A 24,347-nucleotide genomic window follows, 5' to 3' on the forward strand; every position below is an offset into this window, starting at 1 on the left:
GCCGGTCGGATCGCAGTGCGTTGCTACGGTTCCGCGGGTGCCGTTCACGCTTGCTCACGCGGACCCACCACGCATCGTCGGTGTTCTGGCTCGATCCGTTGATCGCCCTGGTGTTGCTCGTGGTGTTTCAGGTGCTGCTCAAACGGCCCGTGGTGGCACTCTTGCCGCAAGCCGCCGCAGGGCGTGTGTGGCAGTACGAGCGCCGGGCAACCGCGGTGGCAGCGCCGCTGGTGCTGGGCACTGTCGGCGCGGTGAGAGGTGTCCGGGAACTCATGGCGGCCAACGAGATGCCGTTGACTCGGACGACGTGGACCGGGCAGGACATGGTGGAGCTCGCGGTGCGGCAGTTCGCCGTGGACGGTGTCGCTGCCGTCTGCGTCGTGCTGGCGGTCTACGCCGTCGGCTGGCAGCTGAGCCGTCTCGCCACCGGCAGGCGTGGCCCGGCCGGATCCGGTCCGGGAGAAGACGCGACTCTGCCCGGCTCTTGCTGAGTGGTGCACCTGCTGCCCCGGCTCACCCGGTCCGGGGCAGCAGGCGGTCTCATCAGGCGACTGTGCAGGCGGTGCCGTTCAGCGTGAACGCCGTCGGGCGACTGCTGTCACCGGTGTGCGTGGCTTGCAGGCCGATGCTGGTCGACGCGCCCGTCGCCAGGCTGCCGTTGTAGGAGACGTTGCGGGCGGTGACCGCTCCGCTGGAGCCCGTCCACGTCGCGTTCCAGCCGGAGGTGATGGTCTGGCCCGCCGGCAGGGTGAAGCCGAGCGTCCAGCTGGTCACGGCCGGTCCGGAGTTGGTGATCGAGATCGCCGCGGTCAGGCCGCTGTTCCAGGCGTTGACCACGTACCCGACCCGGCAGCCGCCCGTGCCCGGGGGCGGGCTGGACGGCGGGGTGCTGCTCGGCGGCGTGCTGGACGGCGGGATGCTCGGCGGCGTGCTCGACGGCGGGACGGTGGTGCTGTCCAGCCCGAGGAACGTCACCGCACGCTCGGCCATGCCGGACTGCGGCAGGTTGTGCCCGGTGTTCGCCACGCTGATCGCCTCGACCGGCGGCTGCGCGGAGGTCGAGCCGTAGCGGGTACGCGTCCAGCCCGACTGCGGCGAGTCGGTCAGCACCGGCGTCTGCGAGACGCCGTGCACGTTGGTCCACTGCTTGATCTCTTCGGCGAAGTTCGGGTACCGCAACGTGTCGTCGTTGACCCCGTGCCACACCTGCATCCGCGGCCGCGCCCCGGTGTATCCCGGGTAGGCGCTACGGACCAGGTCGCCCCACGCCTGCGGGGTCTTGGTGATCTGACCGTTGGCGCAGGCGCTGTTCCAGCTTGAGCCGTCGGTGGTGGCGAAGCAGCCGAACGGCACACCCATGAACGCCGCCCCGGCACGGAAGACGTCCGGGTAGTCACCCAGCAGCACGTTGGTCATCATGGCGCCGGAGGAGGCACCGGTGACGACCGTACGGGCCGGATCGGTGCTGTACCGCTGCTGCACGTAGCGGACCATCGAGACGATGCCGGCCGGGTCGCTGTTGCCGTCATGGCGCAGCGCTCCCGGCGAGGACACGTCGAAGCAGTTGCCCGAGCGGGTCGCCGACGGGTAGATCACGATGTAGCCGTACCGGTCGGCCAGGGAGGCGAACGAGGTGCCCGAGTAGAACGCCGGGCCGGAGCCGGTGCAGTAGTGCACGGCCACGAGCAGGGCCGGGTTCGGCGGGAGCCGGTCGGGGACGTACAGGTGCATGCGCAGGTTGGTCGGGTTGGTGCCGAAGCTGGTGACCTCCTGCAGGGTCGCGGCGGCCGCGGGGGCGGCCGGCAGCAGTACGGAGGCGCCGATCGCGCTCACCGCGGCGGTGAGGGCCAGCAGGGTCTGGGTCAGTCGTTTCATGGTTCCTCGCTCCGGGGGGATGGGTCCGGCGCGGCGCGGAAGGGTGGTCCGCGCCGCGCCGGACGTCGCGATCAGGACGCGGCGCAGGCGGGGGTGCCGGTGGGCGGGGTGCCGGTGCCCTGGAAACCGAACTCGGTGCTGGATCCGGCGGCGATCCGGCCGTTGTAGGAGACGTTGGCGAAGCGGACCGCGCCGGTGCTGCCGGTGGCCTGCGCGTTCCAGGCGTTGGTGACCGCGGAGCCCGACGGCAGGGTGAGCGTGGCCGCCCAGCCGGTGACCGCGGCGGAGCCCGCGCTGACCTTGACCGTGGCGGTGAAGCCGCCGGTCCACGCGTTCACGGTGTAGGCGGCCGTGCAGCCCGTCCCGGACGGCGGCGGCGTGGTGCCGGTCGGCGGCGTGGGCGAGACAGGGGGCGAGGTCGGCGGCGAGGTCGGCGGCGTGGTCGGCGGGGGCGTGGTCGGGTTGGTGGTCCCGCCGGCGTTGAGCGCCTCCAGGGTCGAGTTGTACGCCGCCTTCTTGTTACCGCTGCCGTCGAAGAGCAGCGGGGTGCCGCTGGCCCGCCACGAGTCGCTGTCCCGGATGCCCCAGACGGTGATGCCGTTGCACCGGGGCACGGCCAGGCAGTCGCGGACGACGTTGGCGTACGTGGTCGCCTGGGTCTGTCCCGAGCCCTCGATGTCCAGCTCGGTGACCTGCACGTCCACGCCGAGCGCGGCGAAGCTCTCCATCGTGGTGCGGTAGTTGCTCGCGTACGGCGACCCGCTGTTGAAGTGCGACTGCAGGCCGACGCAGTCGATCGGGACGCCACGGGCCTTGAAATCGCGGACCATGTTGTACACGCCCTGGGTCTTGGCCCAGGTCCAGTTGTCGATGTTGTAGTCGTTGTAGCAGAGCTTGGCGTCCGGGTCGGCGGCGCGCGCGGTCCGGAAGGCGACCTCGATCCAGTCGTTGCCGGTGCGCTGCAGGTTGGAGTCGCGCCGGCCGCCGCCGCTGTCCGCGAACGCCTCGTTCACCACGTCCCAGGTGAAGACCTTGCCGCGGTAGTACGTGGCGACCCGGGTGATGTGGTTGATCATGGCGGACCGCAGCGCGGAGCCCTCCATGCTCTGCATCCAGCCGGGCTGCTGCGAGTACCAGGCCAGGGTGTGCCCGCGGACCTTCATGCCCTGGGCGAGGGCGTGGTTGACGATCCGGTCCGCGTTGGTGAAGGAGAACTGGTTCTGCTGCGGCTCGGTCGCGTCGATCTTCATCTCGTTCTCGGGCGTGACCGCGTTGAACTCACGGTTCAGGATCCCGACGTAGGTGCTGTCGCTGAGCTTGTTGGCCGCGACGGCGGTGCCGAAGTAGCGGCCGGTGGCCGCGGCCGAGGCGCCGAGCGTGGTGGCGGCGTCGGCCGAGGGCGCGACGGCCAGCGCCACGCCGCCGGCCAGGGCGCTCGCCGCCAGCAGGGTCAGGGTGGTGCGGAGCCGGGGTCCGCGGGGGACGGGTCGGTCGGACACGGTGGATGCCTTCCGGTTCGGGGAGGGGGATGACACTTTGGGAGCGCTCCCATCTTGAGCCGGTCCGGCTCCCGAGGGAATAGACCGGCGTAATTGTTATTCGGCGGCGCGGTGCCGCGGCAGGGAACGGGCGATGCCGGCGGCGGTGGCCGCGCCGTGGTACTTGCGGACCAGATGCAGGCACAACTCCACGCCGGGGGCGCCGGCGGCGGCCGTGAAGATCGGATCGTCGTCGACGTACCGCACGCCCGGCGCCAGCCGGACCCGCGGATAGCGGCGCCGCAGCTCCTCGGCGTGCGCCGGGCAGGTGGACACCGCCCGGCCGTCGAGCAGCCCGGCGGCCGCCACGGTGAAGACGGCCTCGCCGATGGCCAGGATCCGGCAGTTGCGGCGTACCGCCTCGCGCAGGGCGGCGGCCTCCTCGGCGGTGATCGTGTCCGGCCCCCGCCGCACCGGCGGCGCGATGGCCAGGATGTCCGCCCCGGCGAGCAGGTCGAAGGTGCCCGCCGCGGCGAAAGCCAGGTCGAACACCGGACCGGCGAAGACCTCCCGGTACGTGGACAGCCGGGCCGGCAACGCCTCCGGTGGCGGCAGCAGCACCGCCACGTTGGTCATGTTGGTCATCGCAACCACCGCAACGGGACGGCCTCGGCCAGTGCCCGGTAGCCGGCCGGGTTGAAGTGCAGGTGGTCACCGGTGTCGTAGGCGGGCAGCAGCCGGCGCGGGGCGGCCGGGTCGCGGACGACCGCGTCGAAGTCGACGACAGCGTCGAAGCGTCCGCTGCGCCGGATCCACTCGTTGACCCCGGTACGGGTCTGCTCCCGCAACCCGCCCGGATCGTCGTAGCCCTCGTTGCCGCCGAACGGCGTGATCGTGGCCCCGTACACCTGGATGTCGCGGGCGTGGGCGCGGGTGACGATCTGGTCGTACGCGGCCCGCAGGTCGTCGCCCACCCGCTGTTGCGCCTCGGGGGTGGCTGCCGCCGTACCGATGTCGTTGACGCCCTCGAAGACGATCAGCGAGGCCACTCCGCCCAGCGCGAGCACGTCGCGGTCCAGGCGGGCGAGGGCGCTCGGCCCGAGGCCGTCCTGGAGCACCCGGTTGCCGCCGGCCGCCTGGTTGAGCACCGCGTGGTTGCCGCGCAGCCGGGCGGAGAGCTGGTCCGGCCACCGGTCGTTGCCGTCGGTGGTGGAACCCCGGCCGTCGGTCAGGGAGTCGCCGAGCACCACGGTGGCCGTGCTGTCGCCCGGTGCGAGCACCTCGACCCCGCTGAGAAAGTACCAGTGCACGACGGGGGTGGCGCCGGGCAGGTCCGCGGCGTCGTGGTGGTCGCCGCGCAGCAGGTGCGAGGTGGTGCGGGAACCGGGGTGCGAGGTCACCGCGGTGCTCGCCTGGCCGGTGGCCAGGTAGAGCGTGACGGTGAGCTCACTGCGGGCCGGCACGTCGAGGTCGATGGGATCGGAGACGACCTGCGCGCCCACCGGGACGGACGCGTACGTCCGCCCGGAGAAGGTGACCGGCCGCAGGGTGCCCGGCTCGATCGCGGCCGAGCCCGCCCGGCCCCCGGCGGGCCGGGCGATCGAGACGGCCGTGATCGGCAGGACCGCGCCGCCGAAGGCGTTGGAGAACCGCAGCCGTACGGAGCTCCCGGCGATCGACGTGTGCACGGTCTGGCGCAAGGTGGTGTCCACGAGCACCGAGTCGGTGCCGGTGAACGGGGCCGGCGGCAGGTTGCCCGGCTCGGTGAGCTGCGGCATCGACACCCAGGTGTGCAGCCAGTCCCGGCGGGGACGGTGGCCGCGGGTCTGGACGGCGGTGGCCACGGAGACCGCCGCGGCGCCGCCGAGGCCCAGCAGTGAGCGGCGGTTCATCGGGTCACCCGCTTGCTCTCGGGCGGGCCGAGGTAGCTGTACTTGACCCCGCCGGTGTCGATCTCGAGGCGCTGCACGATCACGGTCGGGTCCACCATCCAGAACTTGAGGGTGTGCACGCCCGCCGTGGCCACGGTGTGCGTCGTGGTGGTGCGGTTGACGTTGTCGGAGGTGTTGCGTTCCCACTGGCGGTTCATGGTCGTGTCGTCGGCGCCGGTGGCCTTGGTGATGTTGACCGTCTGCGGCGGCTGGTCGTCCAGCGAGATCGCGTACTTGAGGCCGTCGGTCGGCAGGACGTTGTTGCGCGGCGACAGCACGGCGGTCACCTTGACGGGGCCGGTCGTCTTCAGGGTGGTCGTGTACTCCAGGCGGGCGCCGGTGCCGCCGAGCGGGGTCAGGCCGTTACCGGTCTTGCCGATCTCCGGCAGCAGCCGCCAGTCGCCCACCTTGCGGGTGTAGTGGTCGGCCTCCATCGCGACGTAGCCGTTGGCCTCCACGAAGCCGCGGGGGCGCAGCACCGGGTTGTCGATCGGCGCCTGCACGACGGTGGTGGCGCCGGCCCCGGTCACGGTGATCGGCACGGTGGTGGTGCCCTTCGGTGCGCGCCGCCAGTCCACCCGGACGGTGGCCCGGACCTGCTGGCCGACCCGACCGGCGGCCGGCGTGACGTGCACCCACGGGACGGCCGGGGTGATCCGGTACGCGAACGGCGTCGTGCCCTTGTTGTAGACCTCGATGTACTGCTGCGGCTGCGACTGGTACGGGCTGAACGCCGGCAACGTGACCGGGTCCGCGCCGTCGAGGTCCACGCCCATCGCGGCCGCCGTGGGCACCTCGATGCGCTTGAGGTACGGGTAGATCTCGTCCGGCAGCGCCACGTTGTCCTTCTCCGGCTGCTGCCAGGGCGCGTTGGGGCCGTACCGGGCCACGTTGCCGTAACCGATCTTGGGCTGGAGCTGCCAGTTCTTCCACTTCCCGCCGGCCAGCTCGTTGTTGTAGTACGCGTTCAGCGCCTGGTCCTCGGCGAACCGGGCCTCGGCGAGGTCGGCCAGGTCGTTGGTGGCGGCGCGGCCCTGTCCGGCGTACCGGATGTTGGTGAACTCGGCCCGGCGCAGCGCGTACAGGTTCGCGGTGGCCTTGACCTGGTAGTAGACCAGCTGGAAGTAGGCGTCCTGCCAGGCCGCGGGCACCCTGGCCTTGATCCGTTCGGCCCGGGCGCCGAGCGCCTGCCACTCGGCGGTGACCCGGTCCATCTCCCGGTAGTCGGTGAGGCTGAACGGGTTGCCCTCGTCGTCGTAGGTGATCACCTGGGTGACCGGGTCGATGGTGATGCGCCGGTTGAGCAGCTCGGGCTTGCGGCGCGACTGCAGGTGGCCGTAGTCGCTGAGCACCTCGGCGATGTCACCGGCCAGGGCCGGGCCGAAGTTCTGGGCGGCGTACTGCCGCTCCCACTCCCCCAGCTTGTGCAGCGGCAGCGCGTCGGGGTTCCAGGCGTAGTCGAGGAAGAACTGGGTGGGCTGCTCCTCGTTCTTCAGGTCGCCGACGTTGACCATCCAGAGCCGGTCGACCCCCGAGCGGTACGAGAGGTTGAGCTGCTCCCAGGTGTTGGTCAGGTTGACCGTGTCGGCCCACTTGTAGTTGCGGCCGCCACCGACGTAGTCGAAGTGGTAGTACATGCCGTAGCCGCCGCTGCGGGCCGGCAGCGAGGCGTCCGGCAGCTTGCGCATGTTGCCCCAGTTGTCGTCGCAGAACACCACGGTGACGTCGTCCGGCGGCCGGTAGCCGCGGTCCCAGTAGCGCTGCACCTCCTTGTAGAGGGTCTGCACCTGGGGAGCGCCGATCAGGCCGGTGTCGCGCAGGATCTCCCGCTGGGTGTCGATGATGGAGCTCATCAGGTCGATACCGTCGCCGTCGGGCAGGCCGACGTCGCCGTTGCCGCGCATGCCGAGCGTGATGACACCCTCGATCTTGTCGCGGGCCATCCGCTCGGCCCCGTCCCGCCAGTACGCCTTGATCGCGTCGGGGTTGCGGCGGAAGCTCCACTCGCCGGTTCCGGCGGGGTGCCGGTTCCACTCCTCGATGCCCCGCATCATCGGCGCCTCGTGCGAGGTGCCCATCACCACGCCGTAGAACGAGGCGGTGGCGTGGTTCTGCGGGTCGTCCTCGGCGAACGCGCGGCCCCAGACGGCCGGCCACAGGTAGTTGGCCTTCAGCCGCAGCATCGTCTCGAAGACCTTGGCGTAGTAGGCCGCGTTGAGCCCGTTCGGGAAGCCGGGCGCCTTGCCGGGCCCGAAGTAACCCGGGGCCCAGGTGCCGGTGGCCGGGTTCTCGTCGTTGATGAAGAAGCCGCGGTACTTCACCGCGGGCGTGCCCTGGGTGTGCCGCCCGGGCAGCAGGTACACCGCGTCCTGGTGGCGGACCGGGACGTCGTCGAAGAAGCGCCAGGGCGAGACGCCGAGACGCTTGGACAGGTCGTAGGCGCCGTAGATGCTGCCGCGCTGGTCACTGCCGGCGATCACGAACGCGCGCCGGACGCCCGGCAGCGGGTTCTCCACGATCTGCTCGACCGTGGTCTCCCACTTGCCGGCGACGCCGCGCACGTCGAGCTTGCCCGCGGCGATCAGCCGGTCGATCAGCGGGCTCTTGCCGATGGTGCCGACCAGCACCGGGTCGCGCCCGCCGGGTACCCGGTCGTGGGCGACCACCGGCGTCACCCCGGTGACCGCGGCGATGTCCGCGCTCAGGTCGTCGACCACCCGGATCACCCCGGCGTGGTCACCCGCGCTGACCACCAGCGGCGCGGCGCGGCCGCCGGCCACCAGCGGGAACCGGCCGCGGCCGGGCAGGGCGGAGACGTACGAGTCGCGCTGCCCCGTGGCCAGCGCGTCACGTGATGCCGCCGCGGCCGGTGCCGGCCCGGCGACGAAGAAGGGCGCGGCCAGGGCCGCGAGAGCGAGCAGGAGCCTCATGGGTACGCCTTCCCTACCGGAAGAGTCGCAGGGGTACGGCTGCGGCGAGCGCGGCCATCCCGGCGTCGTTGGGGTGCAGGTGGTCGCCGCTGTCGTAGGCCGGGGCCAGCCGGAGCGGATCGGTGCGGTCCCGGACGGCGGCGTCGAAGTCGATGACCGCGTCGTAGTCCCCGCCGGTGCGGATCCAGTGGTTCAGCGCGGCCCGCTTGCGCTCGTTCCCGGCCGAGTAGAACCCGAGGGTGTCGTCCTTGAACGGCAGCACGGTGGCGCCGTAGGCCCGCAGCCCGGCCTGGTGGGCCCGGGCGATGAGCTGGCGGTGCCCGGCGATGAGGTCGTCGGCGGAGACCACCTCGGACGCCGGTGCGGTGGTGCCGGGGTGGCCGAGGTCGTTGACCCCGAGCAGCACGATCAGGAACTCCGCCCCGGGCTGGGCGACCACGTCGCGGTCGAAGCGGCGCAGCGCGCTCTGCGCGAAGTACGCGGCGTAGGCCACCGCGTCGCTGCCGGCCGGCGGGTTGGGGTCGTGCAGCAGCCGGTTGCCGGAGACGCCGACGTTGACCACGCCACGGTCGATGCGGGCGGCACGCAGCCGGGCGGCCAGCAGGTCGGGCCAGCGGTGGTTGAGGTTCGCTGCCGCGTTGGCGCCGTTGGTGATGGAGTCGCCGAGGGTGACGATCGCGCCGGCCCCCGAGGCGACGCTGACCCCGGAGAGGAACAGGTTCTGGCCGACCACGGCGGTCGGCGTGACCATACGGGCCGCGGTGACGTTCCCGGCGGCGATCACGTTGTCCTGGTACGCGAAAGCGGCCAGCGTCGTGACCGGCGTGCGCCGCGGCAGGTACACGCTGACGGTCAGCTCGGTGCCGGCCGGGACCCGCAGGTGCACCGGGTCGCTGACCAGCGGCGCGCCCGCCGGGACGGTCGCCGTCGTGTGCCCGCCGAAGGTGACCGCCCGGTCGCTGCCGGGCTGGTTGGCCGTGCTCGCCCCGGTCCCGGCGCGCCGGGCGACCCGCACCTCGCCGACGACCAGCGGCTGCTCGCCGAACTCGTTGGTCAGCCGGATCCGCAGCCGGTCGCCGCCGGTGCTGACGTGCACGACGTGGCGCACGGTCTGGTTCTCCAGCACGGTCGGCGGGGTGGGCGGGACGGTGGTCGGCGCCGCGGCCCAGGTGCCGGTCCAGCGTGGAGTGTCGCCGGTCCGGCCGCTCGCCTGCGCGGGTGCGCCGGGCAGGGTGGCGGCCACGGCGGCGCCCGAGGCGAGCGCCAGCAGTTCACGTCTGGTGGACACGGATCCTCCCCGGTCAGCCACGACGCCGCGGCAGGGTGAAGCGCCAGCCCTGGGCGCGCAGCTCGGGAATGATCCGGTCGACGGCCTCGACGGTCTGGCTGCGGTCGCCGCCGCCGTCGTGCATGAGCACCACCGCGCCCGGGGTGATGCGCTCACGCAGCCGCTGCACGAGCACGTCGGTGCCCGGCGGCTCCCAGTCGGCGATGTCCATCCGCCAGCCCAGCGGCTGCATGCCCAGCTCGGCCGCGACCTGCGGGCTCTGCCCCCAGCTGCCGTACGGCGCCCGGAAGTACGGGATGCGGGCGTGCGGGACCGCCCGGCGGATCGCCGCGCTGGTCTCGATCAGGTCCGCCCGGATCTGTTCCGGGGTCCAGGGGCCGACGTCGTCGTGGTGCATCGAGTGGTTGCACAGCACGTGCCCGGCGGCGGCGATGCGGCGCGCCACCTCGGGATGCTCGACGACGTGGTCGCCCCACAGGCAGAACACCGCGCGCACGTGCCGCCGGCGCAGCACGTCGAGCAGGCGCAGGGTGTCGGGCGGGTTGGGGCCGTCGTCGAAGGTGAAGCTGACGACGTCGCCCTGCCCGCGGGCGGTGTCGACGACCACGGCGGTCGGGCCGCCGGCCTCGGCGGGGCCGGCCAGGCCTCCGGCCAGCAGCAGAGCGGACATCGGCACCGCCAGCCGGCGCCACCACTTCGGACGATGAGACATGGCATCCTCACGATCGATTCCGGGGACCCGTTGCTCCGAAACTTTCGGAAACCGCGCGGCCGAACGTCCGTAACATAGAACCCGGTCGAAGTCGCGTCAAGAAGGCGCTGCGCCCCAGATCACGCGCTCGCCTCATTGATCTTCACCGCTATCTGTCCACGTTGTTACCTGTTGACCGGTGAACAGGATCGGCATATGTTCCGGTCACGTAACGGAAGTTCTCGGAACCTCTCGGCCGTCCGCGGAGGGCCGGAATAGAATGGACAGACGATGAGAGTTCGCGTTCTCGCCGGCGTCGTTCTCCTGACGACCCTCACCCTGACCGGCGGTCCCGCCACCGCCTCCCCGGCCAAGCCCGGTCATCCGGCCCCCACCGGGCTGCGGACCCTGGCCGACCGCGCCGACCTGCGGATCGGCACCGCCGTCGACATGGCGGCCCTGGCCGATGACGACGCCTACCGGGCCGCCGTGGGCCGCGAGTTCTCCACGGTGACCGCCGAGAACGTGATGAAGTGGGAGGCCACCGAGCCGCAGCAGGGCGTGCACGACTGGGCCGCGGCCGACCGGCTGGTCGACTTCGCCCGCGCCCACCGGCAGAAGGTCCGCGGGCACACCCTGGTCTGGCACAACCAGAACCCGGCCTGGGTCACCGAGCAGGCCTTCACGCCCACGCAGCTGCGCGAGGTGCTGCGCAAGCACATCATCGACGAGGTCACGCACTTCCGCGGCAAGGTGTGGCACTGGGACGTGGTCAACGAGATCTTCAACGACGACGGCACCTGGCGGGACAGCATCTGGCTGCGCAACCTCGGACCCGGCTACGTCGCCGACGCGTTCCGCTGGGCGCACCAGGCCGACCCCAAGGCCACGCTGTTCCTCAACGACTACAACAACGAGGGCCTCAGCGCCAAGAGCGACGCGTACTATGCGCTGGTCAAGCAGCTCAAGGCCCAGGGCGTGCCGGTCCAGGGGTACGGCATCCAGGGCCACCTCGCGGTGCAGTACGGCGTACCCGGAGACGTGCTGGCCAACCTGCGCCGGTTCGAGAAGCTCGGCCTGCAGACCGCCTTCACCGAGGTCGACGTGCGGATGCCGCTGCCGGCCGACCCGATCAAGGTGCAGGCCCAGGCGCAGGGCTTCACCGCCCTGCTCCAGGCGTGCCTGCTCGCCGACAAGTGCGTCTCGTACACGCTGTGGGGCTTCACCGACCGCTACTCGTGGGTGCCCGGCGTCTTCGCCGGCGAGGGTTCCGCCACCCCGTACGACGAGAACCTGAACCCCAAGCCGGCGTACGCCGCGCTGCGCGACACCCTGGCGCTCGCCGGGCGCTGATCCTGCTCGGCACCGGTGGGCCCGCTCCGGCAGGGGCGGGCCCGCCGGTTCCGGCCCGCAAGCGAGGAGGAGCGCGATGAGCGCGGACGAGCGCCGGGTGACCATCTCCGCCATCGCGGACGCGGCCGGGGTCTCCGTGCCGACCGTCTCCCGCGTGCTCAACGGCCGCGCGGACGTCTCCGCGGCCACCCGGGAACGGGTCGAGCAGCTGCTGCGCGACCGGGGCTACCGGCGGCGCAACTCCCGCGCGCCGGGCCGCGCGCAGGTCCTCGACGTGGTCTTCGACGAGCTCGACAGCCCGTGGGCCGTCGAGCTCATCCGCGGGGTGGCCGACGTGGCGCACGCGGCCGGCGCGGGCACGGTCGTCTCGGCCGTGCACCAGGACGACACGGCGACCCGGCAGTGGCTGCGCAACCTGCGCACGCGCACCTGCGACGGGGTCGTCTTCGTGCTGTCCCAGGTCGCCGCGCCGGTCCAGATCCAGCTGCGCCGGCTGCACATCCCGGTGGTCGTCATCGACCCGGCCGGCGGCTCGGCCTCCGAGGTCGCCACGGTCGGGGCGACCAACTGGGCCGGCGGGCTCAGCGCCACCGAGCACCTGCTCTCCCTGGGCCACCGGCGGATCGGGCTCATCGCGGGCCCGCGCGGGCTCTCGTGCAGCCGGGCCCGTCTGGACGGCTACCGGGCCGCCCTGGCCGCGGCCGGCATCGGCACCGACCCGGCCCTGATCGTGCAGGGCGACTTCCGCCACGAGTCCGGATACACCGGCGGCGGCCGGCTGCTCGATCTCGCCGAGCCGCCGACCGCCGTGTTCGCCACCAGTGACCAGATGGCGCTGGGTGTCTACGAAGCCGCCCGCCGCCGCGGCCTGCGGGTGCCCGCCGACCTGAGCGTGACCGGCTTCGACGACCTGCCCGAGGCCCGCTGGTCCTCACCGCCGCTGACCACCGTGCGCCAGCCGCTGGCCGAGATGGGCGGGCTCGCCGCGCACACAGTCCTGCGACTGGCGCGCGGCGAGGCCCTTCAGGCTCCCCGCGTCGAGCTCGCCACCGAGCTCAAGGTACGTGACAGCACCGCCCCTGTTGCTACTTCCCGAACCCCGCGGTCAAACCGCTGAGCAACTGCCGCCGGCCGATCGCGTACAGGATCAGGATCGGCAGCGTGGTCAGCACGACCGAGGCGAGCACGGCCGGCACGTTGACGCCGTACTGGCCCTGGAAGCTCCACAGCCCCAGCGGCAGGGTCCGCTGTTCGGGGCTCTGGGTGAGGATCAGCGGCAGGATGAAACCGTTCCAGACGCCGAGCCCCTGATAGATCACCACGGTCACCAGGGCCGGACGGACCAGCGGGAACGCCAGCCGCCACAACGTGCCCCATTCGGTCGCGCCGTCCAGGCGCATCGACTCGAACAGTTCCTTGGGCACGTCCCGGATGAAGTTGGCCAGCACCAGCACCGACAACGGGATGGCGAAGGCGATCGACGGCAGGATGATCGCCAGCAGGGTGTCGTACATCTGCAGCTTGATGATGATCAGGTAGATCGGGATCACCACCGCCTGCAGCGGGATGGCCAGGCCCATCAGGAACAAACCGTTGACCGAGCGCAGGAAGCGGCTGCCCGCGCTGCCACGGACGATCGCGTACGCCGCCATGAAGGAGATCAGGGCGGCCGGCAGCACCGCCCCGGCCGTCACGATGACGCTGTTGAGGAAGTACCGCGTGAACTCGGCCTCGATCACCAGACGGTAGTTGTCCAGGGTCGGCGCCGACGGCGGGACCAGTGGGTTCTGGGCGTAGTAGTTGGCCCTGGTCTTGAAGCTGGTGATGACGATCCAGTAGATCGGCAGCATCACCACGATCAGCCAGAGCCAGCTGAAACTGCCGCCGAACCAGTTCAGTCGCAGCGGGGAACGGCGGCGCGGGCCGCCACCGGACGAAGTCACCGACACGCCGTGCCGCGACGGCGCCTGCCGGGTCGAGATAGCCATCAGGCACCTTCCAGTTGGCTGTCGGACGCGCCGCCGCCACCGAGCTTGCGCAGCAGCAGCGCCAGGCCGAGACCGAACAGCACCAGGATCACCGCGATCACGCTGGCCGGACCCATGAGGTTGGCCATGAACCCGGTCTTGTACATCTCGAGCGCGAGCACGTTGGTGGCGTCACCCGGCCCGCCGGCGGTGAGGACGAAGATCAGGTCGAAGAACGTCAGCGATCCCACCACCATCAGCGTCGACGAGGTGATGATCGTGTACTTGAGCTGGGGCAGGGTGATGCTGAAGAACTTGCGCACCCGGCCGGCGCCGTCGATCTCGGCCGCCTCGTACATGGCGGTCGGGATCTGCCGCACGGCGCCCTGGTAGATCAGCGAGTGGAACGGGATGAACTGCCAGGACACGACGAAGACCAGCACACCCAGGGCGAGGTTGCCCTGGCCCAGCCAGTCCTGGTTGAGCCACTCGAAGCCCAGGCCCGTGCCGAGCCCGAAGTTGGGGTTCAGCAGCGCGCTGAAGGTGATCGCGATGGCCGCCGAGCTGAGCAGCAACGGGATGAAGTACAGCACGGCGAGGAACCCGCGGTAGCGCTTTCGGGCAGCCAGGAAGACACCGATCAGCAGGCTCATCGGCGTCTGGAACACCCAGGACAGCGCCATCACGAGGAACGTCACCCAGATCGAGTGCAACAGGCCGGGACCGCTGAGCACCGATTGCCAGTTGTCCATGCCGGCCGGGTTGATGGCACCGATGCCGTCCCACTGGGTGAAGCTGAGGATGAGCACACCGAGCAGCGGCACCACACCGAACGCCGCGAACATCAGCAGCGCCGGCCACACCATCCAGGAGACGGACCTGCTCCGCCCGCCGGTCTTGGAGGAAGGTACCGCCACCGGGGGCGGAGCAAGAGCGGTCATTTACCGATGACCCCGTTCATGTTGGTGACCCACTGCTGCGGGGTGACCTGCTGCTGGAACAGCTTGGCGATGTTGTCCAGCAGGGCCTCGGCCGCGGTCGGGCTCAGCGCCTGGTCCCAGGACTGGGCGAAGACCTTGGCGTTGACCGAGGTGTCGTAGACGAACTTGAGGAACTCGGCGTCGGGGGACGCGGCCAGGGTGGCCTCCGTGCCCTTGACCACCGGCACCGAGCCGCCGTCGTTGATCCACGCCTTGGTCTCGGCCTCGTCGAGCACGCCGGTGGTGAAGAACTTCTTGGCGATGTCCTTCTGCTCGGCGGTGGCCTTGCTGGAGATCGCGAGGTACTGGCCCGGGTTGCCGACCGTGTCGCTCGGGTCGCCCTTGCCGCCCTCGAAGGTCGGGAACGGGATCCAGCCCAGGTTGCCCTTGGAGACGAAGTCGCCGCCGTCGTTCTTCATGCTGCCGTAGGTCCAGGCGCCGTGCAGCATCATGGCGGCCTTGCCGGTGTAGAGCAGGGCCTGGTCGGCGTTGGCGCCCGCGTCGACCGACGAGAAGCCCTTGTTGAAGCCGTTGGCCTTCACCAGGTCCAGCAGCTTGGTCAGCATGTCCAGCACTGCCGGGTCGGACCAGGCGTCCTTCTTGCCCTCGAAGACGTTCTGGAAGACCTGCGAGCCGCCGATGCGGTCGAGCATGAACTCCAGCCACATCATGTTGGTCCACCGGGACTTGCCGGCCAGCGAGAAGGGCGCGATCTTCTTCTCGTTGAACTTCGGAACGAGCGCCATGACCTCGCTCCAGGTCTTCGGCGGCTGCACCCCGACGTCGTTGAAGACCTTCTTGTTGTAGAACAGGATGATCGGCGCGACCGTCTCGCACGGCATGGCGTAGATCTTGCCGTTGACCGTGGCCGGTCCGAACGAGGACGGGAACAGCTTGTCCTTGATCGCGGCGTTCTGCTCGAACCACGGGGTCAGGTCCTCGACCTGACCGGCGTCCACGTAGCTCTTCAGGCCGCCACCGCCCCAGCCCCAGATCAGCGTGGGCGCCTGGCCGGCGCCGATGGCCGTCTTGATCTTCTGCTTGTAAGCGTCGTTCTCGAACGCGGTGAACTGGATCTTGGTGTCCGGGTTGGCCTTGTTGAAGCGCTCCGCGGCGGCCTGCCGGATGCCCTCGCCGGGCTGGCCGGTGAGGAACCAGTAGCTGGCCGAGCCGGCCTTAGTCCCGGAGCTGGTGCCCGGGCCGGAACTGCCACAGGCGGCCAGGGCGGCGCCGGCGCCGGCGGCGGCCGTCAGGCTGAGGAAGGTGCGACGGGATATCGGACTGCGTTCCACGCTGGTCTCCGTACTCGTGAGCCGCAGGCTCGCGGCGAGTCGAACATCTGAGGGAGAGGCCGCCGAACTCAGATCCAGGTTCTGGAACTTTCGATCGACAACCGCAAGTTACCGAGAGATTTCGTTAACGTAGGATTTCATGATTGGCGTGTCAAGGCCCTTGAAAGACTCGTGCTTTAGGCGCGAGAGTGGACCCACTGCAGCACTGTCAGGCCCGATCTCTCCCCGTCGAAGGTCACGGTAAGGTCGCGGTCCGGTCTCGTCGACAGTCCGAAAGTTTCGGCACGCCTGCACCCCCGTCCTGCTCGTAAGGAGAACCATCGTGACGACACCTGACTGGCAAGACCAGACCCGTAGCGTGGCTGACCGGGTCAGCTCGCTACTGGCGCACATGACCCTCGAGGAGAAGGTCGCGCAGCTGGGCAGCCGGTGGGTCAGCAACGACATGGAGCACGACGAGGAGCCGGCCGACGAGACCGGGACCAACCTCAACGTAGCCCCCATGCAGGACGTGTTCGCCGCATCCGGCTCCGTTTCCCTCGAGGACGCCAGCAAGCACGGCCTGGGTCACCTCACCCGGGTCTACGGCGGCATCCCGCTCACCGTGACCGAGGGCGCCGCCGAGGTCGTCCGCCAGCAGCGCATCGTGATCGAGGACAGCCGCCTCGGCATCCCCGCGCTGGTGCACGAGGAGTGCCTGACCGGCTTCACCACCTACGGCGCGACGGTCTACCCCGCCGCGATCGCCTGGGGCGCGACCTTCGACCCGGACCTGGTGGAGCGGATGGCCGCGGCGATCGGCCGGGACATGGCCGCGGTCGGGGTGCACCAGGGGCTGTCCCCGGTGCTCGACGTCGTCCGCGACTACCGCTGGGGCCGGGTCGAGGAGACCATGGGCGAGGACCCGTACCTGGTCTCGATGCTCGGCGCCGGGTACGTGCGGGGCCTGCAGAGCGCCGGGATCATCGCCACCCTCAAGCACTTCGCCGGCTACTCGGCCGCGCGCGCCGCGCGTAACCACGGGCCGGTGCCGATGGGCCGGCGTGAGCTGATGGACGTGATCCTGCCCAGCTTCGAGACGGCGATCCGGGTGGGCCGGGCCGGCTCGGTGATGAACTCGTACTCCGACGTCGACGGCGTACCCGCCGCCGCGGACTCCTGGCTGCTCACCGACCTGCTGCGGGACGAGTGGGGTTTCACCGGCACGGTGGTGTCCGACTACTGGGCCGTGCCCTTCCTCGCCACCATGCACAAGGTCGCCGCCGACACCGGCGAGGCCGGCGCCCAGGCCCTCGCCGCGGGCATCGACGTCGAGCTGCCCGACACCCTCGGCTTCGGCGCCGATCTGGTCGAGCGGGTGCGCGCCGGCGAGGTGCCCGAGGAACTGGTGGACCGGGCCGCCCGGCGCCTGCTGACCCACAAGGTCGAGCTCGGCCTGCTCGACCCAGACTGGACGCCCGAGGCCTCGGTGGCCCGCGCGGCCGGCACCGACCTGGACTCCCCGGCCAACCGGGCGCTGGCCCGCGAGGTGGCGGAGCGCTCGATCGTGCTGCTGGACGCCGGCACCGCCCTGCCGCTGCTCGACGGCAACCGGGCGGCCCCGACCCGGATCGCCGTGGTCGGGCCCTGCGCCGACGACCCGCGCACCTTCATGGGCTGCTACGCGTTCCCCAACCACGTGCTGCCCCGCCACCCTGAACTGGGCCTGGGCATCGACGTGCCGACGGTGGTGGACGCGCTGCGCGCCGAGCTGCCCGGCACCGAGATCGTCCACGAACGCGGCAGCCAGGTGCAGGGCACCGACCGCTCCGGCTTCGCCGCCGCCGTCGCCACCGCCCGCGACTCGGACCTGTGCGTGGCCGTCGTCGGAGACCTCGCCGGCCTGTTCGGCAACGGCTCGTCGGGCGAGGGCTGCGACGCCGAGGACCTGCGCCTGCCGGGCGTACAGGCCGACCTGCTGGCCGAGCTGCTGGACACCGGTACGCCGGTCGTCGTGGTCGTGGTCTCCGGCCGCCCGTACGCGCTGGGCGACGTGCACGGCCGCGCCGCCGGCCTGGTGCAGGCGTTCATGCCGGGCCAGGAGGCGGGCGGGGCCATCGCCGGCATCCTCAGCGGCCGGATCCAGCCCGGCGGCAAGCTGCCGGTGCAGATCCCCCGGCACCCGGGCGGCCAGCCCGGCACCTACCTGCAGCCGCCGCTCGGCGCCGACCGGACCAACATCAGCAACCTCGACCCGACGCCGCTGTTCCCGTTCGGCTACGGCTCGGCGTACACCACCTTCGAGCTGGACGACCTGCGGATCAGCGCGAGCGAGGTGCCCACCGACGGGGAGTTCACCGTGACGGTCCGGGTCTGCAACACCGGCGAGCGCACCGGCGAGGAGGTCGTCCAGCTCTACCTGCACGACACGGTGGCCCAGGTGACCCGGCCGGTCAAGCAGCTCACCGGCTTCGCCCGGGTGTCGCTGGAGCCGCACACCGACGCCCTGGTCCGCTTCCAGGTGCACGCCGACCGGACCGCCTTCACGGGCCGCGACCTGCGGCGCATCGTGGAGCCGGGCGACATCGAGGTCATGGTCGGCACGTCCGCCGAGGACCTGCCGTGCCGGGGCACGGTCCGGTTGACCGGCCCGCTGCGGGTGGTCGGCGCCGACCGCCGGCTGGTCACCCCGGTCGACGTGATGCCGACCAAGGACGCCGAACTGCCGGTCGCGAGCTAGCCGACGTCTCGTGCCCGCCGCTCCCCCAGGAGACGGCGGGCCGGCGGCTGTCAGCCGGCCGGCAGCCGCGGCCGGGAGTAGGAGCCGACGATCGCCCCGTCGCGGGACTCGATCCCGGTGAAACCGCTGGTGCCGGCGGTGAAGTGGTAGAAGCGCAGCACTGTGCCGTCCGGGTCGGGTACGTCCAGGATGGTGCCCGCCGGGGTGTCGTACGGCTCGGCGTGGCGGATGCCGTACCGCTCGCACCGGGCGATGATCTCGTCGAGGACCGCCCGCGAGGCCGGGGTGAACGCGAACACGTCGAAGCCGTCCAGGCTCGGTGTGCCGGCGCAGACGGTCCGGTCCCGCAGCGCGATGCAGAACCGCTCCCGCGGGTCAATCAGCCCGGCTCCGCGCAGCACGCCGTCCTCCACGAACTCGGAGAACAGCCGCAGGTCGAGCAGCCGGCAGTACCAGGCGACGCTTCGGGCCAGGTCGGTGACCGGCAGTTTCACCTGGGTGATCCGGTCGAGTCCGGTGATGCCCCGCAGGGCCGGTTCTTCGGTGGTGACAGTCATGGCTCGACGCTAGGAGCCTCTTCCCGGACAATCCATGTGTGGAAGTCCGCCGGACCACAGTGTTCGTCTGGAGGGGCCGGGCCGATGGATCTGCTCAGTTCGGTGCTGCGGGAGCTGCGGTTCTCCAGCGCCGCCTACCGGTGGCTGGAGCTCGGCAGCCCGTTCAGCGTGGACTTCGACCGGGCCCGCCTGCGCGGCGTGCACATCATCGCCGAGGGCCGGTGCGAGCTGGTGCTGCGGGACGGCACCGTCCGCGGGCTGACCGCCGGCGATGTCGTGATCCTGCCCCGCGGTGACTCCCACCTGCTGCGCTCGGCGCCGTCCACCGTGGCCGTGTCGGGCTACGACCTGGCCGTCCGCTCCTCCGAGCCACGGTTGACGCTCGGGGGGACGGGCGAGCGGACCGTCGTGGTCTGCGGGGCGTTCGTCATCGGCGAGCCGGACCATCCGGCGTTGCGCGGCCTGCCCGCCGTCATCCAGCTGCCGGGCACCGACGGCCGCCCGCCGGCGTGGGTCGCCGCGCTCGTGGAGGCGTTGCAGGCCGAGGCGTTCGACGGTGGCCCGGGCAGCGAGCTGGTCATGGCCCGGCTCTCCGACGCGCTGCTGATCCGGGCTCTGCGCCACCACAGCGGCACCGTCGGCCAGCAGGGGTGGCTGGCCGGGCTGGGCGACCCGTGCGTCGCCGCTGCCCTGGAAGCGATCCACGGTGACCTCGCGCACCCGTGGACCCTGCCCTCGCTGGCCGCCACGGCCGGGCTGTCCCGCGCGGCCTTCGCGGCCCGGTTCACCGAGCGGGTGGGCCGGCCCGCCATGCGGTACCTGCTGGCGCTACGGATGCAACGGGCCCGCACACTGCTCCGCGACGACCGGGCCACCGTGGCAGCCGTCGCCGGTCAGGTCGGCTACGGCTCGGACGTGGCCTTCGCTGCCGCCTTCAAGCGGGAGGTGGGCATGTCTCCGGGCGCCTACCGCCGCCGGGGTCAGAACGCCGTCGCGTAGACGCGGACCGGGTCACCGTCACGGGAGAGGGTGTCGCGCTCGAAGGCGAGGCCGATCTTCTCCGCGACGCGCTGGGACGGCACGTTGTCGGGGTGGATGATCGCGATCAGGCGCTGCACCCCGAGCACGTCACGGGCGTACGCGTGACAGGCGGCGGCCGCCTCGGTCGCGTACCCGTGGCCCTGCAGCTCCGCGCGCACGTGGTAGCCGACCTCGACGTCTGTCACGCCGTCGATCTCCTGCGGCGTCAGGCCGCAGTCACCGACGAACTCCCCGGTGGCCCGCAGCCGGACCACCCACAGGCCGAAACCCTCGGTCTCGTAGAGGCGCTGGTTCCAGCTGATCCAGTCCCGGGCGCCGTCGCGGTCACGGGTCTTCGGGTAGTACTGCATGACGACCGGGTCGCCGAGCAGGGCGGCCAGATCGTCGAGATCGCCGGGAGTCATCGGGTGGAACTCGAGGCGGCCGGTGGCTTCCGGTGGCTTCATGACGGCTCCGGGGGCAGGTCGAGGGCGGTCAGATCGAGCTTAACCAGGCGGTCGGGATCACCCAGGACATCGATCGCCACCACCCGGCCGGCCGCCACGGTGAAGGCCATGACCGAGAACAGCCGGCCGTTCACCACGACCACCACCCCGGCCGCGCCGTTGACCAGGGCCGGGCGCACGAACGGCGCGAGCCGGCGGGCGGTGAAGGCCTGGCCGGCCACGGTCGAGGCGCCGCGTAGCACCACGTTGAGCCGGGGACGAGTGGGACCGGCGTCGGAGCGCAGCACCACGTCCGGATCGAGGACCGCGACGAGCGCTTTGAAGTCGCCGGCCCGGGAGGCGGCGAAGAACGCCTCCACCACCTGACGCTGCCGGGCCAGGTCCGGGTCCGGCGCCGGTGCCTCGCCGCGCAACCGGCGCCGGGCCCGGCTGGCGAGCTGCCGGGTGGCCGCCGGGGACCGGTCGATGATCGTGGCCACGTCCTCGAACGGCACGGCGAACATGTCGTGCAGGACGTACGCGAGCCGCTCGGCCGGGGCCAGCGTGTCGAGCACCACCTGCAACGCCAGCCCGACCGCGTCCGCCAGCAGCGCCTGGTGCTCGGGGTCGGCGACGTCGGCCCGGCTCAGGACCGGGTCGCTCACGTGGATGTGCCCGTCGAGCGGTTCCTCGCGCTGCTGGGCCCGGGTGCGCAGCTTGTTCAGGCAGATCCGGGCGACGACCGTGGTCAGCCAGGCCCCGAGGTTGTCGACCTCCTCAGCGCCGGTCCGGTCGAGGCGCAGCCAGGCGTCCTGCACCGCGTCGTCGGCCTCGCTGAGGGACCCGAGCATCCGGTACGCCACCGCGCGCAACCTGCCCCGATGGGTCTCGAACAGCTCGGCCGTCGCTGCGCCCTGGTCCACGTGTCACATTCCTTCCGCGCCGGGTGTCATCCCATCAGACCCGCGAGGGCCGACAGATGTGACCGACGATCGGGGAGAAACCATGTCCGCACCCATTCTGCTCACCGGCGGCACCGGCACGCTGGGCCGCCTCGTCCTGCCGCTGCTGCACAAGGCCGGCCACTCCGTGCGAGTGCTGAGCCGCCACCCGCGGGAGACCACCGAGGGCACCGAATACCGCGTCGGCGACCTGGCCACCGGCGCGGGCGTCGACGCCGCCGTGGCCGGGGTCACCACGATCCTGCACTGCGCGGGCAGCGCCAAGGGCGACGAGCAGAAGGCCCGGACCCTGGTACGCGCGGCGCGACAGGCCGGCGCACCGCACCTGGTCTTCATCTCGGTCGTCGGGGCCGACCGGGTGCCGGTGGTCAGCGCCGCCGACCGGGCGATGTTCGGCTACTTCGCGGCCAAGCGCGCGGCCGAGCAGGTCGTGGCCGGCTCGGGGCTGCCCTGGACCACGCTGCGGGCGACCCAGTTCCACGACCTGACCCTGCTGGCGGCCCGGCAACTGGCCCGGCTGCCGCTGGTCCCGGTGCCGGCCGGCGTCCGCTTCCAGCCGGTGGACGCCGGTGAGGTGGCGGCCCGGCTCGTCGAACTGGCCCTGGGCGAGCCGGCCGGTCTGGTGCCGGACCTGGCCGGGCCGCACATCCACCCGATGGCCGACCTGGTCCGCGGTTACCTGCGAGCGACCGGCCGGCGGCGGCCGATCGTGGCGGTGCCGGCGGTCGGCGGGGCGTACCGGGCGATCCGGGCCGGCGCCAACCTCGCGCCGGACCGGGCCGTGGGCCTGCGTACGTGGGAGCAGTTCCTGGCCGACACCGTGCGATGAGCGGGCGGGCCGTCAGCCGGACACGACGTTGCCCCGCTCGTCGACCACCACCTTGCTCCAGTACTCGTCCCACTTGTCGCCGACGTGCTCGGGCACCTTGCCCTCCGGGTAGCGCACGTAGCCCGCCGGCGGCTCCTGGCCCTCGGGCACACAGTCCTGGCCGGTGGTCGTGCCCACGGCCTTGACGGGATAGTCGCCGGAGCCGCAGATCGCGTCCGCGAACGTGCAGCCGCCGGCCGACAGGGTGGTGGCGAGCATCAGGACGGTCAGTGTCTTCCGCATGCCCGTCAGTCTTTCCGCGTGCGGCCCTCCGGGAAATCCGTACGCGTACTCAGCTGAACTGCGGGATGACCTCGCTCGCGAAACGCAGCATCGGCTCGTGGTCGTACGCCACCCGGGGCACGTAGACGATCACGTAGTCGGCGCCGGCCTCGGCGATCCGTTCCAGGCGCCCGATCGTCTCGGCGACCGGCTCGTCGAGCTTGAGCTCGAAGCCGGTCGACTTGATGATCCGGTCGTAGTCGCGGCCCAGGTCGTCGCAGTGCCCGCGCAGCACGCCGAGCTTGTGCCGGATGAGCTCCGGGTCGCCGCCGCCCACGTTGCAGGCGTCGGCGTACTGCGCGACCAGCTTGAGGGTGACCTTCTCGCCACCGCCGCCCAGCCAGAACGACGGGTGCGGCTTGCGGACGCCCTTGGGCTCGTTGATCGGCTGGTCGATCGAGTAGTGCCGGCCGGTGAAGACGGGCCGCTCCTCGGTCCACATCTTGTGCACGATCTCGACGGCCTCCCGGAACTCGCCCATCCGCTGCGGCACCTCGCGCCACTGGTAGCCGTACGCCTTCCACTCGTGCTCGTACCAGCCGGCGCCGAGCCCGGCGTAGAGCCGGCCGTGGCTGGCGACGTCCACGGTGGAGGCGATCTTGGCGTAGAGCGAGGGCTGGCGGTAGCCGTTGCAGCCGACCATCTGGCCGATGTTGATCCGGCTGGTGTCACGGGCCAGCGTCGAGGTGACCGTCCAGCACTCGAACGTCGTGTTGATGGTCGGCTCCGGCACGGTGTGGAAGTGGTCGTACACCCACACCGAGTCCCACGGGCCGGCGTCGGCCGCTTTGGCCACCGCGGTCATCGCCTCGTACTGCTCGACCGGGTCGGCGATCTCGACCAGGTCCATCTTCCAGCCCTGCGGGACGAACACTCCGAAACGCACGCTCATACCGGCAACGTACCGGATCTTGGGGGCGGCTCAGCCGCGTCCCCGGCTCAGGTGGGCGACCGTCACGGCGAACTCGCTGCCGGCCGGGCAGTGCCCGGCGACCACCGGCACGTCGGCGCCGGTGCCCAGCTCCCGCAGCGTGGGCAGCATCGCCACGCGCAGCCCGAGGCGCAGGGCCGCGACCGTCAGAGAGCCCGCACTGCTCAGGGCGCCGGGCATGGCCCGCAGGGTGGCGCCGTGGGCGGGCTCGCGCAGCCCGAACGCCCACCAGCCGGCCCCGGTGGTGGGACCGAGCACCGCGTCGAACTCGCTCAGCAGCTCGGCCGCGTCGGCCAGCAGAGCGGCGCTGAGCTGGGGCACCTGGGGCGCCACGAGCAGCGCGCCGGTGCCGGGCTGATCGGCCCGGGGCGCGAAGGCGTAGGCGAGCGGTCCGATCTCGATCGGCCAGCCCGGCATCGCGCGCACGGCCCGCATCGTGTCGGCGGTGGCCGCGGCGGCGATCATCGCGGCCTGCACCGGGGTCCAGGGCCGGTCCAGCCGGGACGCGGGTCCGCACAGATCGGAGACCACCTGCACGCTGCACTGCCGCAGCACCGGGAGCCGTCGCGGCCGGCACGGGTGGACCCGGCCGCCGACGGGTCGCCGCCCGACCACCGACGTGTCCCGGGTCCGCCGGGACGGCCGGCCGGCGTACGGCGCACTAGGTCGAGTCATCACCCATCCATTCGACAGCCCGGACGGCAGCGGACGCCGCGCCCATCTGCACAGTGGCGGACCGGGCCGGGAAGGTTGCCGCGTTCGGCCAACTTTCTTCAG

22 protein-coding genes are annotated in these 24,347 nt (G+C 71.6%); 6 read left to right on the forward strand and 16 right to left on the reverse strand.

The window, feature by feature from the left end:
* Window positions 1-80 precede the first annotated feature (80 nt).
* Window positions 81-491: a DUF4184 family protein gene (locus tag ACQP2Y_RS28005; protein WP_433718014.1), complete on the forward strand. Its 411-nt coding sequence runs from the start codon at window positions 81-83 to the stop codon at window positions 489-491.
* 52 nt (window positions 492-543) lie between these two features.
* On the opposite strand, the gene ACQP2Y_RS28010 is transcribed toward ACQP2Y_RS28005, so the two are convergent.
* The 7 genes from ACQP2Y_RS28010 to ACQP2Y_RS28040 form a co-directional block, all read right to left on the reverse strand.
* A complete protein-coding gene (locus tag ACQP2Y_RS28010) occupies window positions 544-1,875 on the reverse strand; it encodes an extracellular catalytic domain type 1 short-chain-length polyhydroxyalkanoate depolymerase (RefSeq protein ID WP_433718015.1) in 1,332 nt (443 codons plus the stop codon).
* A 71-nt stretch (window positions 1,876-1,946) separates the two neighbouring features.
* Window positions 1,947-3,374: an endo-1,4-beta-xylanase gene (locus ACQP2Y_RS28015; protein ID WP_433718016.1), complete on the reverse strand. Its 1,428-nt coding sequence runs from the start codon at window positions 3,372-3,374 to the stop codon at window positions 1,947-1,949.
* A 96-nt stretch (window positions 3,375-3,470) separates the two neighbouring features.
* Window positions 3,471-3,998, reverse strand: a complete 528-nt coding sequence (locus ACQP2Y_RS28020) for a hypothetical protein (protein ID WP_433718017.1) — start codon at window positions 3,996-3,998, stop codon at window positions 3,471-3,473.
* Window positions 3,995-5,245: an SGNH/GDSL hydrolase family protein gene (locus ACQP2Y_RS28025; RefSeq protein WP_433718018.1), complete on the reverse strand. Its 1,251-nt coding sequence runs from the start codon at window positions 5,243-5,245 to the stop codon at window positions 3,995-3,997. The genes ACQP2Y_RS28020 and ACQP2Y_RS28025 overlap by 4 nt, the downstream gene beginning before the upstream one ends.
* Window positions 5,242-8,214: a glycosyl hydrolase 115 family protein gene (locus tag ACQP2Y_RS28030; protein ID WP_433718019.1), complete on the reverse strand. Its 2,973-nt coding sequence runs from the start codon at window positions 8,212-8,214 to the stop codon at window positions 5,242-5,244. The genes ACQP2Y_RS28025 and ACQP2Y_RS28030 overlap by 4 nt, the downstream gene beginning before the upstream one ends.
* Before the next feature lie 13 nt (window positions 8,215-8,227).
* A complete protein-coding gene (locus ACQP2Y_RS28035) occupies window positions 8,228-9,502 on the reverse strand; it encodes a GDSL-type esterase/lipase family protein (protein ID WP_433718020.1) in 1,275 nt (424 codons plus the stop codon).
* Window positions 9,503-9,515: 13 nt separating this feature from the next.
* Window positions 9,516-10,214 (reverse strand): polysaccharide deacetylase family protein, encoded by a 699-nt coding sequence (locus tag ACQP2Y_RS28040; protein ID WP_433718021.1) that lies wholly within the window; start codon window positions 10,212-10,214, stop codon window positions 9,516-9,518.
* Window positions 10,215-10,484: 270 nt separating this feature from the next.
* Between ACQP2Y_RS28040 and ACQP2Y_RS28045 the strand changes: the two genes are divergently transcribed.
* Both ACQP2Y_RS28045 and ACQP2Y_RS28050 read left to right on the forward strand, forming a co-directional pair.
* Complete coding sequence (locus ACQP2Y_RS28045; RefSeq protein WP_433718022.1) at window positions 10,485-11,546, forward strand: endo-1,4-beta-xylanase; 1,062 nt, start codon at window positions 10,485-10,487, stop codon at window positions 11,544-11,546.
* Between the two features lie 76 nt (window positions 11,547-11,622).
* Entirely contained in the window at window positions 11,623-12,663 is a 1,041-nt protein-coding gene (locus tag ACQP2Y_RS28050) for a LacI family DNA-binding transcriptional regulator (protein WP_433718023.1), read from the forward strand.
* Here ACQP2Y_RS28050 and ACQP2Y_RS28055 read toward each other — a convergent pair.
* From ACQP2Y_RS28055 to ACQP2Y_RS28065, 3 genes are all read right to left on the reverse strand, one after another.
* Window positions 12,632-13,534: a carbohydrate ABC transporter permease gene (locus ACQP2Y_RS28055; RefSeq protein ID WP_433718024.1), complete on the reverse strand. Its 903-nt coding sequence runs from the start codon at window positions 13,532-13,534 to the stop codon at window positions 12,632-12,634. The two genes, ACQP2Y_RS28050 and ACQP2Y_RS28055, sit on opposite strands and share 32 nt — an antisense overlap.
* Window positions 13,534-14,379, reverse strand: a complete 846-nt coding sequence (locus ACQP2Y_RS28060; RefSeq protein ID WP_433718025.1) for a carbohydrate ABC transporter permease — start codon at window positions 14,377-14,379, stop codon at window positions 13,534-13,536. The genes ACQP2Y_RS28055 and ACQP2Y_RS28060 overlap by 1 nt, the downstream gene beginning before the upstream one ends.
* A gap of 71 nt (window positions 14,380-14,450) precedes the next feature.
* Window positions 14,451-15,785: an extracellular solute-binding protein gene (locus tag ACQP2Y_RS28065; RefSeq protein WP_433718026.1), complete on the reverse strand. Its 1,335-nt coding sequence runs from the start codon at window positions 15,783-15,785 to the stop codon at window positions 14,451-14,453.
* A gap of 322 nt (window positions 15,786-16,107) precedes the next feature.
* On the opposite strand from ACQP2Y_RS28065, the gene ACQP2Y_RS28070 reads away from it, so the two are divergent.
* Window positions 16,108-18,504, forward strand: coding sequence for a glycoside hydrolase family 3 N-terminal domain-containing protein (locus tag ACQP2Y_RS28070; protein WP_433718027.1), 2,397 nt, complete (start codon window positions 16,108-16,110; stop codon window positions 18,502-18,504).
* A gap of 50 nt (window positions 18,505-18,554) precedes the next feature.
* Here the strand turns inward: ACQP2Y_RS28070 and ACQP2Y_RS28075 are convergent, their stop codons facing one another.
* Complete coding sequence (locus tag ACQP2Y_RS28075) at window positions 18,555-19,061, reverse strand: VOC family protein (protein ID WP_433718028.1); 507 nt, start codon at window positions 19,059-19,061, stop codon at window positions 18,555-18,557.
* Between the two features lie 84 nt (window positions 19,062-19,145).
* Here ACQP2Y_RS28075 and ACQP2Y_RS28080 point away from each other — a divergent pair, with 84 nt between their 5' ends.
* Window positions 19,146-20,060: a cupin domain-containing protein gene (locus ACQP2Y_RS28080; protein ID WP_433718029.1), complete on the forward strand. Its 915-nt coding sequence runs from the start codon at window positions 19,146-19,148 to the stop codon at window positions 20,058-20,060.
* On the opposite strand, the gene ACQP2Y_RS28085 is transcribed toward ACQP2Y_RS28080, so the two are convergent.
* Together ACQP2Y_RS28085 and ACQP2Y_RS28090 are read right to left on the reverse strand one after the other, a co-directional pair.
* Window positions 20,042-20,548: a GNAT family N-acetyltransferase gene (locus ACQP2Y_RS28085; RefSeq protein WP_433718030.1), complete on the reverse strand. Its 507-nt coding sequence runs from the start codon at window positions 20,546-20,548 to the stop codon at window positions 20,042-20,044. The two genes, ACQP2Y_RS28080 and ACQP2Y_RS28085, sit on opposite strands and share 19 nt — an antisense overlap.
* Window positions 20,545-21,450 carry a sigma-70 family RNA polymerase sigma factor gene (locus ACQP2Y_RS28090; protein ID WP_433718031.1) on the reverse strand — a complete coding sequence of 302 codons (906 nt, stop codon included), beginning with the start codon at window positions 21,448-21,450 and terminating at the stop codon, window positions 20,545-20,547. The genes ACQP2Y_RS28085 and ACQP2Y_RS28090 overlap by 4 nt, the downstream gene beginning before the upstream one ends.
* Window positions 21,451-21,532: 82 nt before the next feature.
* Here ACQP2Y_RS28090 and ACQP2Y_RS28095 point away from each other — a divergent pair, with 82 nt between their 5' ends.
* On the forward strand, window positions 21,533-22,318 hold the full coding sequence (locus ACQP2Y_RS28095) for an SDR family oxidoreductase (RefSeq protein WP_433718032.1): 786 nt from the start codon (window positions 21,533-21,535) through the stop codon (window positions 22,316-22,318).
* A 12-nt stretch (window positions 22,319-22,330) separates the two neighbouring features.
* Here ACQP2Y_RS28095 and ACQP2Y_RS28100 read toward each other — a convergent pair whose 3' ends face one another.
* The 3 genes from ACQP2Y_RS28100 to ACQP2Y_RS28110 are packed head-to-tail and all read right to left on the reverse strand — an operon-like array spanning window position 22,331 to window position 24,245.
* Complete coding sequence (locus ACQP2Y_RS28100; RefSeq protein ID WP_433718033.1) at window positions 22,331-22,600, reverse strand: SCO0607 family lipoprotein; 270 nt, start codon at window positions 22,598-22,600, stop codon at window positions 22,331-22,333.
* A 49-nt stretch (window positions 22,601-22,649) separates the two neighbouring features.
* Window positions 22,650-23,531: an LLM class F420-dependent oxidoreductase gene (locus tag ACQP2Y_RS28105; protein WP_433718034.1), complete on the reverse strand. Its 882-nt coding sequence runs from the start codon at window positions 23,529-23,531 to the stop codon at window positions 22,650-22,652.
* A gap of 30 nt (window positions 23,532-23,561) precedes the next feature.
* Window positions 23,562-24,245 (reverse strand): DUF2064 domain-containing protein, encoded by a 684-nt coding sequence (locus ACQP2Y_RS28110; protein WP_433718035.1) that lies wholly within the window; start codon window positions 24,243-24,245, stop codon window positions 23,562-23,564.
* Between the last annotated feature and the right edge of the window lie 102 nt (window positions 24,246-24,347).

Origin of the sequence: Actinoplanes sp. CA-051413 (assembly GCF_050955795.1) — a bacterium.
Taxonomy (GTDB): Bacteria; Actinomycetota; Actinomycetes; order Mycobacteriales; family Micromonosporaceae; genus Actinoplanes.

Excerpts from the sequence above, each read along its gene's own strand:
- ACQP2Y_RS28010 (WP_433718015.1), bottom strand. The coding sequence starts at position 1,875 with ATGAAACGACTGACCCAGACCCTGCTGGCCCTCACCGCCGCGGTGAGC.
- ACQP2Y_RS28020 (WP_433718017.1), bottom strand. The coding sequence starts at position 3,998 with ATGACCAACATGACCAACGTGGCGGTGCTGCTGCCGCCACCGGAGGCG.
- ACQP2Y_RS28025 (WP_433718018.1), bottom strand. The coding sequence starts at position 5,245 with ATGAACCGCCGCTCACTGCTGGGCCTCGGCGGCGCCGCGGCGGTCTCC.
- ACQP2Y_RS28030 (WP_433718019.1), bottom strand. The coding sequence starts at position 8,214 with ATGAGGCTCCTGCTCGCTCTCGCGGCCCTGGCCGCGCCCTTCTTCGTC.
- ACQP2Y_RS28040 (WP_433718021.1), bottom strand. The coding sequence starts at position 10,214 with ATGTCTCATCGTCCGAAGTGGTGGCGCCGGCTGGCGGTGCCGATGTCC.
- ACQP2Y_RS28045 (WP_433718022.1), top strand. The coding sequence starts at position 10,485 with ATGAGAGTTCGCGTTCTCGCCGGCGTCGTTCTCCTGACGACCCTCACC.
- ACQP2Y_RS28050 (WP_433718023.1), top strand. The coding sequence starts at position 11,623 with ATGAGCGCGGACGAGCGCCGGGTGACCATCTCCGCCATCGCGGACGCG.
- ACQP2Y_RS28055 (WP_433718024.1), bottom strand. The coding sequence starts at position 13,534 with ATGGCTATCTCGACCCGGCAGGCGCCGTCGCGGCACGGCGTGTCGGTG.
- ACQP2Y_RS28060 (WP_433718025.1), bottom strand. The coding sequence starts at position 14,379 with ATGGTGTGGCCGGCGCTGCTGATGTTCGCGGCGTTCGGTGTGGTGCCG.
- ACQP2Y_RS28075 (WP_433718028.1), bottom strand. The coding sequence starts at position 19,061 with ATGACTGTCACCACCGAAGAACCGGCCCTGCGGGGCATCACCGGACTC.
- ACQP2Y_RS28080 (WP_433718029.1), top strand. The coding sequence starts at position 19,146 with ATGGATCTGCTCAGTTCGGTGCTGCGGGAGCTGCGGTTCTCCAGCGCC.
- ACQP2Y_RS28085 (WP_433718030.1), bottom strand. The coding sequence starts at position 20,548 with ATGAAGCCACCGGAAGCCACCGGCCGCCTCGAGTTCCACCCGATGACT.
- ACQP2Y_RS28095 (WP_433718032.1), top strand. The coding sequence starts at position 21,533 with ATGTCCGCACCCATTCTGCTCACCGGCGGCACCGGCACGCTGGGCCGC.
- ACQP2Y_RS28100 (WP_433718033.1), bottom strand. The coding sequence starts at position 22,600 with ATGCGGAAGACACTGACCGTCCTGATGCTCGCCACCACCCTGTCGGCC.
- ACQP2Y_RS28105 (WP_433718034.1), bottom strand. The coding sequence starts at position 23,531 with ATGAGCGTGCGTTTCGGAGTGTTCGTCCCGCAGGGCTGGAAGATGGAC.
- ACQP2Y_RS28110 (WP_433718035.1), bottom strand. The coding sequence starts at position 24,245 with ATGACTCGACCTAGTGCGCCGTACGCCGGCCGGCCGTCCCGGCGGACC.